The following is a 14,048-nucleotide window of genomic DNA, read 5'->3' as shown; positions in this document are numbered from 1 at the left end:
TTGTTGCTCATGACGACTGAACCTAACCTGAGGGTGCTACGAATTACAGATGAATTCAACTTCGCATAGGAGACTCGCCATGCCACATATTCTGCAGCTGGATGCCAGCGCCCGCCCCGGCCTCGCCGGCCAGGACCCACACGGCTCGCACAGCCGTAACCTCACTCATCGGTTTGTCAGCCAGTGGCGGGCTCGCCGAGCGCAGGACAGCCTCACCTACCGCGACATCGGCCAGAACCCGCCGTCTTTCATCAACCATGACTGGATCGCCTCCTCCTTTACTCCGCAAGAGCAGCGCGAGCCATGGATGCAGGAAACCCTGGCCGAGAGCGAGCAACTGGTTGATGAGCTAATTGCCGCAGACGTGCTGGTGATCGGCGCGCCGCTCTATAACTTCGGCATGCCCGCCGCGCTCAAGGCCTGGATCGACCAGATCGTGCGCCCTGGCAGAACCGTGGACATTAATGAAGGCAACCCACTCGACCCTTACGTACCAAAGCTGGCCGATCGGCCACGGCATGCCGTCATTCTCAGCGCCCGAGGCGGTATCGGTTTTGGCGTTGGTGGCGAGATGGCCCATATGAACCATCTGGAACCGAACCTGATCACCGCCCTCGGTTTTATCGGTATTACCCAAGTGCACCTGATTGCCATCGAAGGGCAGGAGGTCGGTGGTGAACTGCTAGCCGAGTCGGTGGCTCTGGCCCTGAGCCAGGTCGATGCCTTGGTGGCGCAGCTGCAACACGCGCTGCAGCCAAACCGCACACCCGAGCCGGCCTGAACAGCGGCAATCTGCGCCACGGGCTTACGGGCTTGTCGGCGCACAGCGTGAACGGCAGCTGCCGCGAACAAACAGAGGCGCTATCGGCATGGGCGCACACATGCTGAAACAGACGCCTGCAGGGCATGTTCACGTTTTGTTCATCCGCGACGGTCAGAGTTGCTCACGTATGCGGCATCGCAGGGAACAGCATCTGCCGCTCCGTTGTTGATTACCCTCATGGAGCGGCTCAATGCCAACCAATCGCCCTGCAGGCGCAACCGCTGTTGCGCCAACACCGCTGTCTGTCTTGTGGCGCAATAAACGCCTGCTTGTTCTCCTGGCGGCCATCGCGGCCCTCGCCAGCCTACTGACCCTAACGCTACAACCCGAACCGGTTGTGGACTTGGGTGAAGACAACCATATGGATGAGTCCGGCCTATTTGCCAGCTGGGATAAGGGCGATGTTGTCGTGCTGGTGCGCCACGCCGAACGCTGCGATCGCTCCAGCAACCCCTGCCTTGGTGACGACGAGGGCATCACCATCGCCGGCAGCGAAACCGCCGATGACGTTGGCGACGCCTTCAAAGCCCTAGGCCTGAGCAACGCCGATATTTTCTCCAGCCCACTGCTGCGCACCGTACAGACCGCGGCGTCTATGTTCGATATCAGCATCGCCACTCAGGATTGGCTGAGCAGCTGCCGCAAAAGCCTGAAGCAGAACATGCTCAACCATAAGCAAACCCAGCGTAACCTGCTGCTCGTCACCCACAGCGGTTGCATCGAAAGCGTGGCCAAGGCCTTGAACACCTCAGGCGCTGAATATGACAGCGAATACACCAGCGCCCTGTTTGTCTCCGTAGACAAACAGGGCGGCCGCCCACGCTTGCTGGGCTACATGAAAGCCGATGGCCTGGAGCGGTTTGTCGATGGGTCGAAGAGCTAGGAAAAGGGGACAGATTCATTTTATGCGCCGTCCCCTGCTACTCGTTTCCGCTGTACGCCTAGCCACTTTCCCTTCTGCGTAATTAGATGTGGCAGCGTTATGTTCTCAGCCCGGGATACGAGCCCGGCGGATGGCCAGTAGCTTGCGCGTGGTATCGATAAATGGCAGCAGGATCAGGCTGTAGAGCGTCAGGTACCGGTGCGCGTCTTGCTCAGCAGTGCCGAAAGTGAGGCGCTCGGGTTCGGCCGTGGTGGTGTAGAGGGTGCCGAACATCCAGTCCCAGACGGACAGGTTGGTGCCGAAGTTCTTGTGGTAATGATGCGGCGCGGCGCTGTGATGAATCTGGTGCTGCGCCGGGCTATTGATCAAATGCTCCCAGCGTGACCCAAACGACAGCCATACATGGCTGTGGCGCAAGTTAGCCGCCAGGCAGTTGAAGATAAACACCAGATAGGTCACGCCGAACAGGGTGTAGCGGCTGATTTCACCACCGCACAGGTACCAGAAGCCCCCAGCGTAGGCGCCCAGCAACAGGGTCGTGAACAGGCTGTCGGCGATTTTCTCAATGACATGCACACGGCTGGCCGTCAGCGGCACCAGCACCGGTGCGACGTGATGCACTTTGTGAAACGCCCACAGCCAGGGGGTGTGAAAGGCACGGTGAGTCCAGTAACTGGCGAAGTCGTTAATCAGAAACACACCCAAGCCAAACAGCAGGCTCAGACCAAGATTCTCGCCCAGTTGCGGTCGCGCCCCCCAGAGGTGTGAGAAAAACGCCTGGTAGTCCGCTGAACGCAGAACGTAAGGGTCCACCAAGCCGATCACCGGCACGATCAATAGCAGCTTGAGCAGCACGCGCACGAAGTAGTAGCGATAATCCAGCAAGGCCGAGGGGTGCAGGTGCACCCGGCTGCCGCCGATAAATTGCCAGAACGAGCATGCATCGGTCTGCCCCAACCGGCGCTGCCGGCGATACAGCAGATAAGCGACGATGTAGGACAGGCTCAAAAAGAAGACGCCAATGCGCCCATTGAGGTCAAAAAGCCCCTTGATCTGCTTGAGCACTGCGTTTAGCAGCGCACTCAGCGGCTCGCAGACCAACAACCACTCTTCCACGCCCCACCCCCTCAATAAAAGCGGCGGCCATAATAAGAAATAATCAATCATTAACAAATGAGAATTTTAGTCACTCGAAAAACAACCTCATCGCCCTGATAAATGGGATTGTTGTGACTCAATCAGCGTGAGTCCTCCGACAACAGCATGGGTATCGCGATGCTCCACCCATCCTACAAATCTGCATTGAGTCATTTCGCGGCTAAAGTTCGTTATACAAAGAGCTCACCTGTATAGGCCAATACGCGGATCAGCCCTGCTCCTCGGCCATCCGCCCACAACCGCGCGATACAACGCGAAACGGATTCAGCCAAAAACCAGCCCAATACCGCACCTTTTTATTTACCAGACCCGCTGCACGTGCGTGTTGCATTCAGCCCCTTCAACTGACACTCTTTTTTTTAAAACAACAAGCGGACTAAAACGCGATGGGTACTGAACACAAAGTGCAGAAAAGCATCCCGGAAGTGCTGTTCGTCGGCGCTGATCCGGGCCGACGCGAGCAGTTCAATACCGATTGCCGCAGCCAAATAACCCGACTGCATTTCGCCAACAGCACCGATGATGCGTCCACCCTGCTCATCCAAAAGCCCATCGATTTACTGGTGCTGGATTTAGCCAGTTTCAGCCGCACAACCGATGTGCGGGCCTTGGGTGAATTGATCAACCAACGCGCCGGCATGGAAACCCTGGCCCTGTGCCCGGCAGTAGAAGCCGGTTGGTTGTTGAGCCTGATGCCCTACGGACTCAAACATTACTGCCTGAGCCCCTACCTCTCGGCAGAGTTGACCCGGCGCCTGGAAGACATGGCGCGCACTGTCGACGCCTATGACATGACCCAACGCCTCGATGACCTGGGCGACATCGTCGACCTCAATGATTCCTGGCTGAATGCCATGGGCTACAGCATCGATGAAGTCATCGGCACCCGCTTTGCCGACTATGTAGACAAGAAGAGTCGCGCGGCGGTTGAACGGGCACTGATCACCACCAGCAGCAACCCCAGCATCGACACCGTGGTGTGCCAGCTACGGCGCAAGAATGGCTCCATTCTGGATGTGTCGCTCACAGGCCTGGCCACCTACAACGCCCATGGCGAACACCTGCAAACCCACTGCGACCTGCGCGGGGTGAATTACTTTTTAGCGGACAAGCTCAAATCGCAGAGCCTGCTGGAGGTGGAGCGCGAGTTGAAAGTGCTGCTGCAGGTGCGCTCCAAATTGCAGCAGGCGTTGATGGGCATCAAAGACGTCAATGAGCTGTCTTTTTTGATGTGTCATGAACTGCGCAAATGCCCAGGCATTGTCGGCGTAGCGTTTTTGCATAAGGACGCCAATGAGGTCATGCAGCTGGATGCCTGCATGTCACGGGATGATGAACAGCGCAGCAATTTTGTTCAGGGTTGCGAGCAGATGCTGCAGTCGGTTCAAGGCAACTCGCAAGGTGTGCTGACCGCGTTAACCCAGGGCGAGTTTGTGATTGCCGACTCGCTGGCCAAGATAGTTGACCAAAATGAGAATCGCTTCTTCCGCGCCATGGGCATACGCACCATCGTGGGAACGCCGATCGTGGCGGAATCGATCATGTTTGATGAGGATGCCAACACCATAGGCGCCTTGTGCTTGATGCTGGATCGGCGTCGCAACTTTCCGCGCGAGTGGCTGGAGGTCATGGCAGAGCTGGGCACTCTGGCCAGTTTTGGTCTGAAAATCATCGAGTGGGGCCACGAAAAAGCCGGCCTGATGCGCCAACTGCGCGACATGGCCATGACTGACACCCTCACAGGCGCCGCCAACCGCCGCAGCGCCAATGAATTTATGGAAAAAGAGTACGCGCGCAGCCAGCAAGAGAACGTAGCGCTTACGCTGATCATGATGGACGTCGACAAATTCAAAACCATCAACGACACCTATGGCCATGAACAGGGCGACGAAGTGCTCAAGGCGATTACCCGTCTGGCCAAAAGCCAGTTGCGCGAGACCGATCTGCTGGTGCGTTGGGGCGGTGAAGAGTTTCTAGTGGTGGCTCCCAATACCAACGCAGAGGCAGGTTTTGCACTGGCGGAGGCCATCCGGAGGGAAATCGAGCAGACGGCTATCGAGGGTTGTAACCGCGTCACCGTCAGTATGGGCGTGAGCCAAATTACAGTTGGCGAACGCATTGAAGGGGCCTTGGGCCGCGCGGATACCGCGTTGTATCGCGCCAAGGAAAGCGGACGCAACCGCTCCATATTAGCGGAGCGTATGGGGGCTAATTGAACGAGGCGCTCAGGGCGCAGGCGGCGAAGAATCACCAATCCAGCCTTGAGCATTGAGCCGTTCAATTCACCCCAAACAACCATTGAGCTGCGCCCTCAAGGGCCGTTTGGGGCCTTGTCCTCACTGCCATTGCCTCTAGGGTCCAGCAGCAGGGGCATGATATGCAGAATCAACAGCGCCAACAGGGTACCGAGCACGGCGGTCGCTACATGGCCCAACCCCACGGCCACACCGATGGCCGCAGTGGCCCATAATCCAGCGGCCGTGGTCAGGCCTTTCACATCGGCAATGTTATCGCCTTTGAGAATAGTGCCGGCACAGAGAAAACCGATACCGGCCACTACCCCCTGAATCACCCGGCTCATAGCATCGTGCTCCGCGCCTTCCAGCTCCAATAACATGACAAACACACTGGCCCCCAGGCATACCAACATGTGCGTGCGCACGCCCGCTGCCTTGCCTTTTACCTCGCGTTCATAACCCAGCAAACCGCCCAGAAACATGGCCAGGCTCAGGCGCAAAGCGGCGCGAGTCAGTTGCTCCACTTGGCCGAGGTCGGAAAACTCATCCACCAAGGTGATCAAAATACGTTCTGCTAAATCCATTTTCCTCTCCTGCTCAAACCCCTCCACCTCTGAGTCTGCAGCAATGCAATAGGTTCGACTTATGCCGCAAAACCGGCCCGCTGATGAGCGCACTGGCGCGTCTTACACAGCGAAACAGTCGGCCGAGCCCTGTTTCACTTGCTGACGCCTGGTTGCGCCCACAGAAAAAATTAACGCCCCGAGGCGCTACAATGCCGCCCACGCCGACGCCCCCATCCGCGCATTCCCCGGAGCCAGACTCGCCATGTTCACCCTTGCCCACCTGAACACCCCGCCACCCGAGTCGCTGAAAAGCCAGGTTTTGCAAATGGTGGTGGATTACTTCGGCGATATCAGCCCAGTGTCGCTCACACCCAGCAACCCGCTGTATCAGCTGTACCAGTACGTGATCGGCTACGAAATGCACCTGTACCTGCAAGCCATGGACAGTGCCCTGACTAGCAGCGCGCAGTTGATTCTGGCCCTGGACGATCTGGACCCTGCCCAGGTGCTGGGTTTTGCCCTGTACCTGCCTACCCAGGATGACCCCGAGGCCTGCACCCTGGCCTATATGGCCGTGCAAGCCAGCCACCGGCGCCGCGGCATTGCCCGAGCCATGCTGCAACACATGACCACCCGCCATCCGCATGCCGAGCTGGCGTGCGTGGCCAGCAAAGTGCCGACCTTCGAAGCCATGGGCTTTCGGGTACTGGCGGCGCACGGGCCACAAGTGCTGATGAATACCCGCGACCACAGCTCAAACGGCATGGTGGCGGTGCAGGATCTGGCGCCCATCTTCCAGTCCAAGGAAGTGCGGCAGATTCACGCATATTTGCTCAAGCAGCACGGCAAAAAAGCCATGACCGAGGCGGAGAAAAAACGCGACCGCCAGCTCGACCAGATGACCCAGCGCGCTCTGGCGCTGGTACACGAACGCCGCGCCTCAGGCTCCGTGCACTGAGGCGCAACACAGCCAAAGCGAAACGATGACCACACTGACCATTTCCGCCGCCTGCCTGTTCGACGATGCCGGCCGCCTGCTGCTGGTACGCAAACGCAACACTCTGGGCTTTATGCTGCCCGGCGGCAAAGCCGAGCCCGGCGAAGATGCCATAACCGCGCTGATCCGCGAGCTGAAGGAAGAACTCAACCTCAGTCTGCCGGTCCAGGCGCTGCAACCACTCGGTCAGTTCCGTGCTGCGGCGGCCAATGAGCCAGATACCTAGATCGACGCCAGCGTCTTCCAGGCCCGCCTACCCCACCCCGTTAGCGCCGCCGCCGAACTGGAAGAACTGCGCTGGCTCGCACCCGGCGACGCACCGCCAGCGACCCTGGCGCCGCTGCTGCGCGAGCATGTACTGCCACTGCTCTGGCCGGCCGCTCACTGACCTCAAGCCGAGTTAAAACGGCGCAGCATTAGGTACGCCGTACACCAGAGCACAAGCGGCGTTAACAATCGGCGGCGAGTGGATTGGCTGCAATAAACTTGACCACCACCTGCGCCAGCGCTTCGCCTTGGTCCTCCTGCAAAAAGTGGCCGCCATTGACAATGGTGGTGTGAGCTTGGCCCTGCGTGCCGGGGATCAACTTCTGCATCAGCTTGTCGCCTCCCGCCGTGATTGGGTCGGAGTCACTGAAAGCGGTCAAGAACGGCTTATCCCACTTCATCAGCACGGCCCAGGCGGCGCGGTTTTTATCGGCGGCGGGATCAGTGGGGGTTATCGGCACCAGCAGGGGGAACTGCCGAGCGCCTTCTTTGTAGGACTCATCCGGGTAAGGCGCGTCGTAGGCATCGATCACCGCTTGTGGCAGCTCGGTGGTGGTCGCGCGATTGATGATGCTGCCGGCCGGAAACTCGGGCACTTTCTGCGAGTAATCCTGCCAGCTTTTAAAGGCTTCACCGGGATTGTGATCGCCGGTGGGCAGCATGGTGTTGGCCGCGACTACACGGGCAAAGCGCTGCGGGTTTTCCGCCACCAAACGCAGGCCAATCAAACCGCCCCAGTCTTGGCAAACCAGGGTGATCTGCTGCAGGTTGAGCTGCTCAAGCACGGACTGCATCCAGTCAACGTGACGCTGATAGGTGTAGTCGCTGCGCTTACTGGGTTTGTCGGAACGGCCAAATCCGACCAAGTCGGGGGCAATAACACGGTGGCCGGCCGCCACCAGAATCGGGATCATCTTGCGGTACAGATAACTCCAGGACGGCTCGCCGTGCAGGAGTAACACCGGCGGCGCATCGGCAGGGCCTTCATCCAGATAATGCACACGCAGTTGCCCACCCTCGCTGTCATCGACAGTCAGGTAACGAGGGGCGAAGGCAAAGCCTGGAAGATTTTCAAAACGGCTGTCTGGGGTGCGAAGGACGTCCATGGATAAGCCTTTGGCGGTAGGAGAAAACCGAGCATGTACCCAGTAACCCTAGCGTTCAACCATGTGCATGACGTGAATACCACCTTATTAGAAGGCTGCACATCTGGCACACCCGCCCCAGCTCAGGCTGCATACAATCCGCCCATGCTGCTAGGCGATAGCCACCACCCGATCGGCGCCAGCCTGGGCATTGCCATGTACCCCGATCACGGCCCCAACATCGACAGCCTGATTCATATCGCCGACCAGGCGATGTACCGTGCCAAGCGCAACGGCAACAACCAATATTGCCTGGGCAACGCCAGCAGTGACGAGCCCTCCCAAACCACCCGCTAGCACCCCGCAACAGCGCCTAACCAAGCGGCCAGGTACACCCCACCCCCGAACACCAGATGGGTAACCAGTGCTCGTAACCGGACGCGCCAAGGGTTCGGCACCCGCCAGGCGGCCAGACCCATGCCGAACGCCGGCTGCAACAGCAACAACGGCGCCGCCACGCTGACAGCACCGAGCAGCAAGGCCGGCAACAGCGTCGGCCGGCACAGCCACTGCGCGCCTACGAACGCGACAAACCAGCCGACAAAGACCACCCCGATCAGGTAATGGCAGCACCAGCCCAGCAGCCGTTCGCCGCGTACCGGCGTTACCTTAGCGATAGCCGTATGGCGCAAACGACCATGGCGCATATGCCCCAGCCAGCGCCCGACCAGGGCGTAGTCCAGCGAGGCAATGCCGAACAAGCGCTGCCGCGCCAGCGCCCAGGCGTCCATCACCAGCGTTGCGCCAACTCCCACTAAAAACACATGCACGATCAATTGACTGTCCATACCTACCTCTTTTGCTTTGTCTGAAAGGCTGTTTTGATAAGCCTGCCAGTTCAAGTCAACTTGAGGTCAAGGATGAAAGAGATCGATATCGGCAAGGTTTCGCGCAGGACCGGTCTGCCAGCGTCGACCCTGCGCTATTACGAAGAGAAAGGCATGATCCGCTCCATCGGCCGCAATGGTCTAAAGCGGGTGTTCGACGAGTCGGTGATCCAGCGCCTGACACTGATCGCGCTCGGCCGCGGGGCGGGGTTTGCCCTAGATGAAATTGCCTCCATGCTGAACGCTGGCACACAGCCGGCAATTGACCGCACGCAGCTGCAAGCCAAAGCCGACGAGCTGGACCGCAGCATCAAGCACCTCAGCGCCATCCGCGACGGCCTGCGCCATGCAGCATCTTGCCCGGCAGAAAATCACCTGCAATGCCCGAAGTTTCAACAGCTGATGAGCCTGGCCGCGCGCACCACGGCCAGGGCTAAAGCCAAACCAGCGGCTTAATCGGTGGCCGACCGGTTACGGCGCGCCAAACAGCGCCGTCCAGTAAACCCCGGCATCACTCTTGGGGTCGTTGGCGTAGGCCGCGCCCATTTCAGTGAAGTGTGGGTTCATCAAATTGGCGCAATGACCAGGGCTGGCCAGCCAGCCGTCGACCACTTTACGCGCGGTGTCCAAGCCAGCGGCGATGTTCTCACCCACGCGCTGACCGCTGTAGCCGGCCAGTTCGGCACGATCGCCCGGGGTACGGCCGTCGGGGTCTTGGTGGTCGAAGAAGTTACCGTTGGCCATGGCCCGGCTGTGGGCTTCGGCAGTGCTACCCAGGGTGGCATTCCACGTCAGCGGTGCGGTTGCGGCAAAGCTTTGGTTGGCACATTGACGCGCGGTAGCACGCGCGGCGTTGAGTTGTTCCAGCATCTTCTGCCCTTCGCTCTGCCAGTCGCCCAGGCGTGCGGTCAGTAGCGGTCGAGCCAGCAGGATGCGCCATTCACGGCCCTGTTGATTGACCCCGACATCAACAAACTGCGGGTCTAACACAATCGCGCAGAAGCTTTCCTGCAGCACCTTCAGCGCCGCCGCCGCATCTCGCGGGCCGGACAGACTGATGGCCTGCACATTGACCATGGGATAGCCCGCCACACTCATCGCCTGCTGCAAATCCCCCGAACGCCCCACCGGCTGCACCAGGCGCGGATCAGCCGTTAGCGGTGGCAACTCAGCGGAGGCTTGCTCGCCGCAGCGCTGCACCTCACTGCGGTAGCTGTTGATCAAGCCGACCAGTTGCGCCTCATCGGCGGCCTGCGCGCCCGCAGCGCACAACCCCGCCAAGGCCAGGGCAGCGAACGCCCGAACAAAACCCTTGTTAGCCATACATCCCCTCGACCTGACCCTGCCCATGCGGCGTGGTGAAAACTCTGTGTGGGGTGATCTTGGCGCACCTGGCGTGCTGAAACCAGCCCGATGCAAGCAGTATCAGCAATGTGCAGAAGCTGTTTCGGGTCTCGCGAGCTAGAGCGAGGCAAGGCAGAAATGACCGAGGGCGCGGACGACTGCATGGATGCAGGAGGTAGAACGAAGCAGCAGACCCGAGACGGCTTCTTAGACGTAGATGCTGACGCCGCCCCTCGCCTGCAACCAATCGCGGTAGGTGGTCAGCGAATCCGTTTGCTGCTCGCCGTTGTAGCCGACAAAGCTATCGCTCTTATCCAGGCCAGCGTCGACCAGCTTGTTGATCTGCGCCAGCAGCTTGGCGGCGTCTTCGCGGTCCAGCTCGGCAACATCCGGCAGAGCAATTTTCGAGGTGTCGCTGGCCGGCTCGGCTACCGGACGAAAACGGTCACTGGCAATCGCACTGCTGGCACCACTGCTCTCGGCGTGCATCGCGCGTAGCAGTCCGCCGCGGCTGTTGGCCACCATGCTGCTGGCAAAACGGCGGATTTCCGCGAGCGGGTCTGGCGTACCAGTGCTCGGTTTATCTGTACTGCTGCCACTGCCCGTAGCCCCAGTGCTGTTGGGTTTAGCGGTGTTGGCAAAGTAGCTCGCCAGCGGCGAGTTGTTGGAAATACTGGTCATGGCGAATCCCTGCATTGGTCAGCTCGCAGGGCTTTTGCAGAATACAGGCCAACTGCCTGCCCCGAATAAAACCGAGGCGTTGAGCAGAGCGCGCCCACGCCAGAACGGAACCACATTGCCGCACCGGGCAAGGGGTTGCCGCTCACAGGCAGCGCGATCAGTGGGCTAAAACGACAGCGCCCCCGCAGACGACTGCGGGGGCGCGAGAAAAAAGTGGGTGAGCAGCCAAGCCAGTCGGCTACTCGGAGGCGGTTATACAGCGCGTAACTGCTCCTCGGCGAGGAAGTCCTCTTGCAGCAATGCATCCTGGCCGGGAATATCACCTGCATCATCGGCCTGCAGTGGGGTGGCACGCTTGCTGCGCAGCTTGCCAAATTGGTGCTCTAACGCGTGGTGCAATTTTTCGATAGCACCGTCGATGGCCTGTTCCAATGATTCGGATTTATGGGTCACGGAGAGCGGTTGCAGGCCTTTAGGCCGTGCTTCGATCTGGCAGCGCTTGTCATGCGCGCCGGCTTTTGCGCCGTTGTCATCATGCAGGTGAACAACGATGCGGGTCAGTTCGTCATCGAAGCGCTCCAGCTTGCTGGAAACACTGGCACTTACCCACTCAACTAAACGGGCACTGCCTTCGATGTGGTTATCGCTGTGAACTTGGATTTGCATAAAGCTTTCCTTCTTCAACTGTTCGCGAATAGCGTCGCCTACCCAGGCGACAAGTCCAGACTACGCCATTGCGCCCCCCTTTAGGCAAGCCCTAAGACGTTGGTCTTAACCACAAATTTGCATCGCCGCGCTCATTAATCCGCTGCAAGCCTTGCGCCCCGTGAGTTACAAGACTATGGCTGCAAATCAAACAAAGTTTTTCCGCTCTCCATGTCACCTGGCATGGAGAAATGCTCATGGGCGATCAGCCAACGGCCGTCCTGCTGGCGGAAACACTGGCTTACACGCATCCAGCTGCTGTGCATTTCGCCCTTGTCATCGCTGCCGCCACAGTGAAACAGGTAGTGCACCACGGCCAGCCCATCACTGAGCAGAAAGCTCGGCTGATGGATCTCAAACAACCCTGGGCCGCCACACATCTCCATGCAAGCCTGCCAATGCGCCTGGTAGGCCGCGCGCCCCTGAAACCGAAGCGGACCAATGGCGTCGTAGGCCACCACATCTTCGGCGTAGTGGCTCATGATCTGGCTGACATCCTTGCTCCGACAAGCGGCGACCCAGGCGTCCAGTTGCTGTTGAATTTGCCTTTCTAGGCTGGCATGACTCATCTCGACTCTCCTTCGCATTGGTGGGGTGCTAAACCTGCAGCTCGCGAACCGGACGGACTTCCACACAACCGACTCGCGCCGCGGGAATATGCCCGGCCAGCTGGATGGCTTCGTTAAGGTCGCGGGCTTCGACCAGATAGAAACCCGCTAGCTGCTCCTTGGTTTCGGCAAAGGGACCGTCGATGATCGACAGCTTGCCGCCGCGCATGCGCACCGTGGTGGCGGTCTGCACCGACTCCAGCGCCTCGGCGGCGAGCATGCGACCGCTGGCGGCCATCGATTCGGCATAGGCGAAGCACTCCTCGTCACGCGGGCTGTCGGGTGAGTGATGCAGCGCATGCTCGTTGCTGTAGACCAGGCACAGGTATTTCATGGCGTTCTCCGGGGCGGTTGCGCGGTTACTGACTAGTCGAATGACGCGGTGCTGAATCGACAGCAGCGCAGAAAATATTTTCAGACCCGATCAACGCTAGCCAAGCTGCGGTTATCCGCCAGGCAGATGACGGCTTAACCGGTCGGTAGCTCGTCCAAACGCCTCTGCAGAAACTGCCGATCCGCACCCTGCTGGGTCAGCTCAAGCGCCCTTTGGTAGGCATCGCGTGCCTGCGCCACGCGCCCCAGGCGGCGATTAAGATCCGCGCTCGCGGCATGCGCCAGGTGGTAATCCGTCAGTTCGCCGCTGGCCAGCAGCGCATCAATCAGCACCAGTCCGGCCTCGGGGCCGTCATGCATGGCCACCGCCACAGCGCGATTAAGCGCGATCACCGGCGACGGACTCAGGCGCAGCAAGGCATCGTAAAGGCCGACTATCTGCGCCCAATCGGTCTGCTCGGCGCAAGCGGCTTCGGCATGCACGGCGGCAATCGCCGCTTGCAGGGTGTAAGGGCCGAAACGCCGCGAATGCAGCGCCTGCAACACCAGGGCATCACCTTCGGCGATCAGCGCGCGGTCCCACTGGCTGCGGTCCTGCTGCTCCAGCAGCACCACTTCGCCGCTGGCCGAGCTGCGTGCAGTGCGCCGTGACTCGTGCAGTAGCATCAACGCCAGCAGGCCCTGCACTTCTGGCTCGGGCAGCAGTTCCAGCAGCAGGCGCGCCAGGCGGATGGCCTCATCGGACAGGTGCGCGCGAGTCAGCGAAGCGCCGGAGCTGGCGAAATAACCTTCGTTGAACACCAGGTAGATCACCCGTAGCACGGCGTCCAAGCGCTCGGGCAGCTCGCTGCGTCCGGGCACTTCATAGGGGATGCGTGCATCGCGAATCTTCGCTTTGGCGCGCACGATGCGCTGGGCCAGGGTGGCGGGTGTGGTGAGAAAGGCGCGGGAGATGTCCTCGGTGCCGAAGTCGCAGACCTCACGCAGGGTCAGGGCCACCTGGGCATCGCTGGCCAGTGCCGGGTGGCAGCAGGTGAAGATCAGCCGCAGGCGGTCGTCTTCGAGCAACTCGCCCTCGCCCACTGGCGCGTCATCGGCCAGATCATGCTGATCATCAAGGGGTTGAAAGCGCCGCTGCCGACGCAGGTTATCGATGGCCTTGAAGCGCCCCGCCGACACCAGCCAAGCGCGCGGGTTGGCCGGTATACCGCTCTGCGGCCATTGCTCCAGGGCGGCGCGAAAGGCTTCGTGCAGCGCCTCCTCGGCCAGATCAAAATCGCCCAATAGACGTATCAGGGTGGCCAACACACGACGCGACTCATCGCGGTAGAGCTGCGCGAGCTGAGCCTGCCAAGCCGTATCCATCACGCCTCCCGCTCACAGCGTTATGTCGGGTGGATGACGCTGCTTTCATCCACCATCGCGGTTGGTAGATGGGTGAGGTTTCATCCACCCGACGATGTTACAAGTCATG

15 protein-coding genes and 2 pseudogenes are annotated in these 14,048 nt (G+C 60.1%); 7 read left to right on the top strand and 10 right to left on the bottom strand.

Annotated elements, in window-relative coordinates; translation table 11 throughout:
- The first annotated feature begins 79 nt into the window (after positions 1–79).
- On the top strand, positions 80–781 hold the full coding sequence (locus D8779_RS17670) for an FMN-dependent NADH-azoreductase (RefSeq protein WP_136665788.1): 702 nt from the start codon (positions 80–82) through the stop codon (positions 779–781).
- A 232-nt stretch (positions 782–1,013) separates the two neighbouring features.
- On the top strand, positions 1,014–1,706 hold the full coding sequence (gene pmrG, locus D8779_RS17665; RefSeq protein ID WP_136665787.1) for a lipopolysaccharide core heptose(II)-phosphate phosphatase PmrG: 693 nt from the start codon (positions 1,014–1,016) through the stop codon (positions 1,704–1,706).
- Positions 1,707–1,811: 105 nt separating this feature from the next.
- Here pmrG and D8779_RS17660 read toward each other — a convergent pair whose 3' ends face one another.
- Positions 1,812–2,822: a sterol desaturase family protein gene (locus D8779_RS17660; protein ID WP_240789757.1), complete on the bottom strand. Its 1,011-nt coding sequence runs from the start codon at positions 2,820–2,822 to the stop codon at positions 1,812–1,814.
- Positions 2,823–3,250: 428 nt separating this feature from the next.
- On the opposite strand from D8779_RS17660, the gene D8779_RS17655 reads away from it, so the two are divergent.
- Entirely contained in the window at positions 3,251–5,080 is a 1,830-nt protein-coding gene (locus D8779_RS17655) for a sensor domain-containing diguanylate cyclase (protein WP_136665785.1), read from the top strand.
- Between the two features lie 95 nt (positions 5,081–5,175).
- Here the strand turns inward: D8779_RS17655 and D8779_RS17650 are convergent, their stop codons facing one another.
- Complete coding sequence (locus D8779_RS17650; RefSeq protein ID WP_136665784.1) at positions 5,176–5,685, bottom strand: MgtC/SapB family protein; 510 nt, start codon at positions 5,683–5,685, stop codon at positions 5,176–5,178.
- Between the two features lie 244 nt (positions 5,686–5,929).
- Between D8779_RS17650 and D8779_RS17645 the strand changes: the two genes are divergently transcribed.
- Both D8779_RS17645 and D8779_RS17640 read left to right on the top strand, forming a co-directional pair.
- Positions 5,930–6,625, top strand: a complete 696-nt coding sequence (locus tag D8779_RS17645; RefSeq protein ID WP_136665783.1) for a GNAT family N-acetyltransferase — start codon at positions 5,930–5,932, stop codon at positions 6,623–6,625.
- A 25-nt stretch (positions 6,626–6,650) separates the two neighbouring features.
- Positions 6,651–7,052: pseudogene (locus D8779_RS17640) on the top strand (NUDIX hydrolase).
- Between the two features lie 61 nt (positions 7,053–7,113).
- On the opposite strand, the gene D8779_RS17635 reads toward D8779_RS17640, so the two are convergent.
- Positions 7,114–8,037: a haloalkane dehalogenase gene (locus tag D8779_RS17635; RefSeq protein ID WP_136665782.1), complete on the bottom strand. Its 924-nt coding sequence runs from the start codon at positions 8,035–8,037 to the stop codon at positions 7,114–7,116.
- A gap of 162 nt (positions 8,038–8,199) precedes the next feature.
- On the opposite strand from D8779_RS17635, the pseudogene D8779_RS17630 reads away from it, so the two are divergent.
- Positions 8,200–8,373 (top strand): annotated as a pseudogene (locus tag D8779_RS17630) (diguanylate cyclase domain-containing protein); the annotation flags it as partial.
- Here D8779_RS17630 and D8779_RS17625 read toward each other — a convergent pair.
- Entirely contained in the window at positions 8,370–8,864 is a 495-nt protein-coding gene (locus tag D8779_RS17625; protein ID WP_136665780.1) for a DUF2938 domain-containing protein, read from the bottom strand. The pseudogene D8779_RS17630 and the gene D8779_RS17625 sit on opposite strands and share 4 nt — an antisense overlap.
- Before the next feature lie 72 nt (positions 8,865–8,936).
- On the opposite strand from D8779_RS17625, the gene D8779_RS17620 reads away from it, so the two are divergent.
- The gene (locus D8779_RS17620; protein WP_136665779.1) at positions 8,937–9,359 is read left to right on the top strand and encodes a helix-turn-helix domain-containing protein; all 423 of its coding nucleotides are present in this window, start codon (positions 8,937–8,939) and stop codon (positions 9,357–9,359) included.
- Positions 9,360–9,374: 15 nt separating this feature from the next.
- On the opposite strand, the gene D8779_RS17615 is transcribed toward D8779_RS17620, so the two are convergent.
- The 6 genes from D8779_RS17615 to D8779_RS17590 form a co-directional block, all read right to left on the bottom strand.
- Positions 9,375–10,226, bottom strand: coding sequence for a CAP domain-containing protein (locus tag D8779_RS17615; RefSeq protein WP_136665778.1), 852 nt, complete (start codon positions 10,224–10,226; stop codon positions 9,375–9,377).
- Between the two features lie 228 nt (positions 10,227–10,454).
- The gene (locus tag D8779_RS17610; RefSeq protein WP_136665777.1) at positions 10,455–10,928 is read right to left on the bottom strand and encodes a hypothetical protein; all 474 of its coding nucleotides are present in this window, start codon (positions 10,926–10,928) and stop codon (positions 10,455–10,457) included.
- Positions 10,929–11,180: 252 nt separating this feature from the next.
- Positions 11,181–11,594 carry an HPF/RaiA family ribosome-associated protein gene (locus tag D8779_RS17605; protein ID WP_136665776.1) on the bottom strand — a complete coding sequence of 138 codons (414 nt, stop codon included), beginning with the start codon at positions 11,592–11,594 and terminating at the stop codon, positions 11,181–11,183.
- Positions 11,595–11,767: 173 nt separating this feature from the next.
- Positions 11,768–12,202: a YybH family protein gene (locus D8779_RS17600; RefSeq protein WP_136665775.1), complete on the bottom strand. Its 435-nt coding sequence runs from the start codon at positions 12,200–12,202 to the stop codon at positions 11,768–11,770.
- A 28-nt stretch (positions 12,203–12,230) separates the two neighbouring features.
- Positions 12,231–12,575, bottom strand: coding sequence for a YciI family protein (locus D8779_RS17595; RefSeq protein WP_136665774.1), 345 nt, complete (start codon positions 12,573–12,575; stop codon positions 12,231–12,233).
- 134 nt (positions 12,576–12,709) lie between these two features.
- Positions 12,710–13,939, bottom strand: coding sequence for an RNA polymerase sigma factor (locus D8779_RS17590; protein ID WP_136665773.1), 1,230 nt, complete (start codon positions 13,937–13,939; stop codon positions 12,710–12,712).
- Positions 13,940–14,048: the final 109 nt, after the last annotated feature.

The sequence above is a fragment of the Pseudomonas leptonychotis genome (assembly GCF_004920405.1).
In the GTDB taxonomy this organism is placed as follows: domain Bacteria; phylum Pseudomonadota; class Gammaproteobacteria; order Pseudomonadales; family Pseudomonadaceae; genus Aquipseudomonas; species Aquipseudomonas leptonychotis.
Note: the sequence above shows the minus strand (reverse complement) of the source record. Positions and strands in the feature narration are given on the sequence as shown.

Bases quoted from the DNA above. Each gene is read 5' to 3' on its own strand.
- D8779_RS17625 (WP_136665780.1), bottom strand. From the start codon at position 8,864: ATGGACAGTCAATTGATCGTGCATGTGTTTTTAGTGGGAGTTGGCGCA.
- D8779_RS17590 (WP_136665773.1), bottom strand. From the start codon at position 13,939: ATGGATACGGCTTGGCAGGCTCAGCTCGCGCAGCTCTACCGCGATGAG.
- D8779_RS17620 (WP_136665779.1), top strand. From the start codon at position 8,937: ATGAAAGAGATCGATATCGGCAAGGTTTCGCGCAGGACCGGTCTGCCA.
- D8779_RS17650 (WP_136665784.1), bottom strand. From the start codon at position 5,685: ATGGATTTAGCAGAACGTATTTTGATCACCTTGGTGGATGAGTTTTCC.
- D8779_RS17635 (WP_136665782.1), bottom strand. From the start codon at position 8,037: ATGGACGTCCTTCGCACCCCAGACAGCCGTTTTGAAAATCTTCCAGGC.
- D8779_RS17670 (WP_136665788.1), top strand. From the start codon at position 80: ATGCCACATATTCTGCAGCTGGATGCCAGCGCCCGCCCCGGCCTCGCC.
- pmrG (WP_136665787.1), top strand. From the start codon at position 1,014: ATGCCAACCAATCGCCCTGCAGGCGCAACCGCTGTTGCGCCAACACCG.
- D8779_RS17595 (WP_136665774.1), bottom strand. From the start codon at position 12,575: ATGAAATACCTGTGCCTGGTCTACAGCAACGAGCATGCGCTGCATCAC.
- D8779_RS17605 (WP_136665776.1), bottom strand. From the start codon at position 11,594: ATGCAAATCCAAGTTCACAGCGATAACCACATCGAAGGCAGTGCCCGT.
- D8779_RS17615 (WP_136665778.1), bottom strand. From the start codon at position 10,226: ATGGCTAACAAGGGTTTTGTTCGGGCGTTCGCTGCCCTGGCCTTGGCG.
- D8779_RS17655 (WP_136665785.1), top strand. From the start codon at position 3,251: ATGGGTACTGAACACAAAGTGCAGAAAAGCATCCCGGAAGTGCTGTTC.
- D8779_RS17600 (WP_136665775.1), bottom strand. From the start codon at position 12,202: ATGAGTCATGCCAGCCTAGAAAGGCAAATTCAACAGCAACTGGACGCC.
- D8779_RS17645 (WP_136665783.1), top strand. From the start codon at position 5,930: ATGTTCACCCTTGCCCACCTGAACACCCCGCCACCCGAGTCGCTGAAA.
- D8779_RS17610 (WP_136665777.1), bottom strand. From the start codon at position 10,928: ATGACCAGTATTTCCAACAACTCGCCGCTGGCGAGCTACTTTGCCAAC.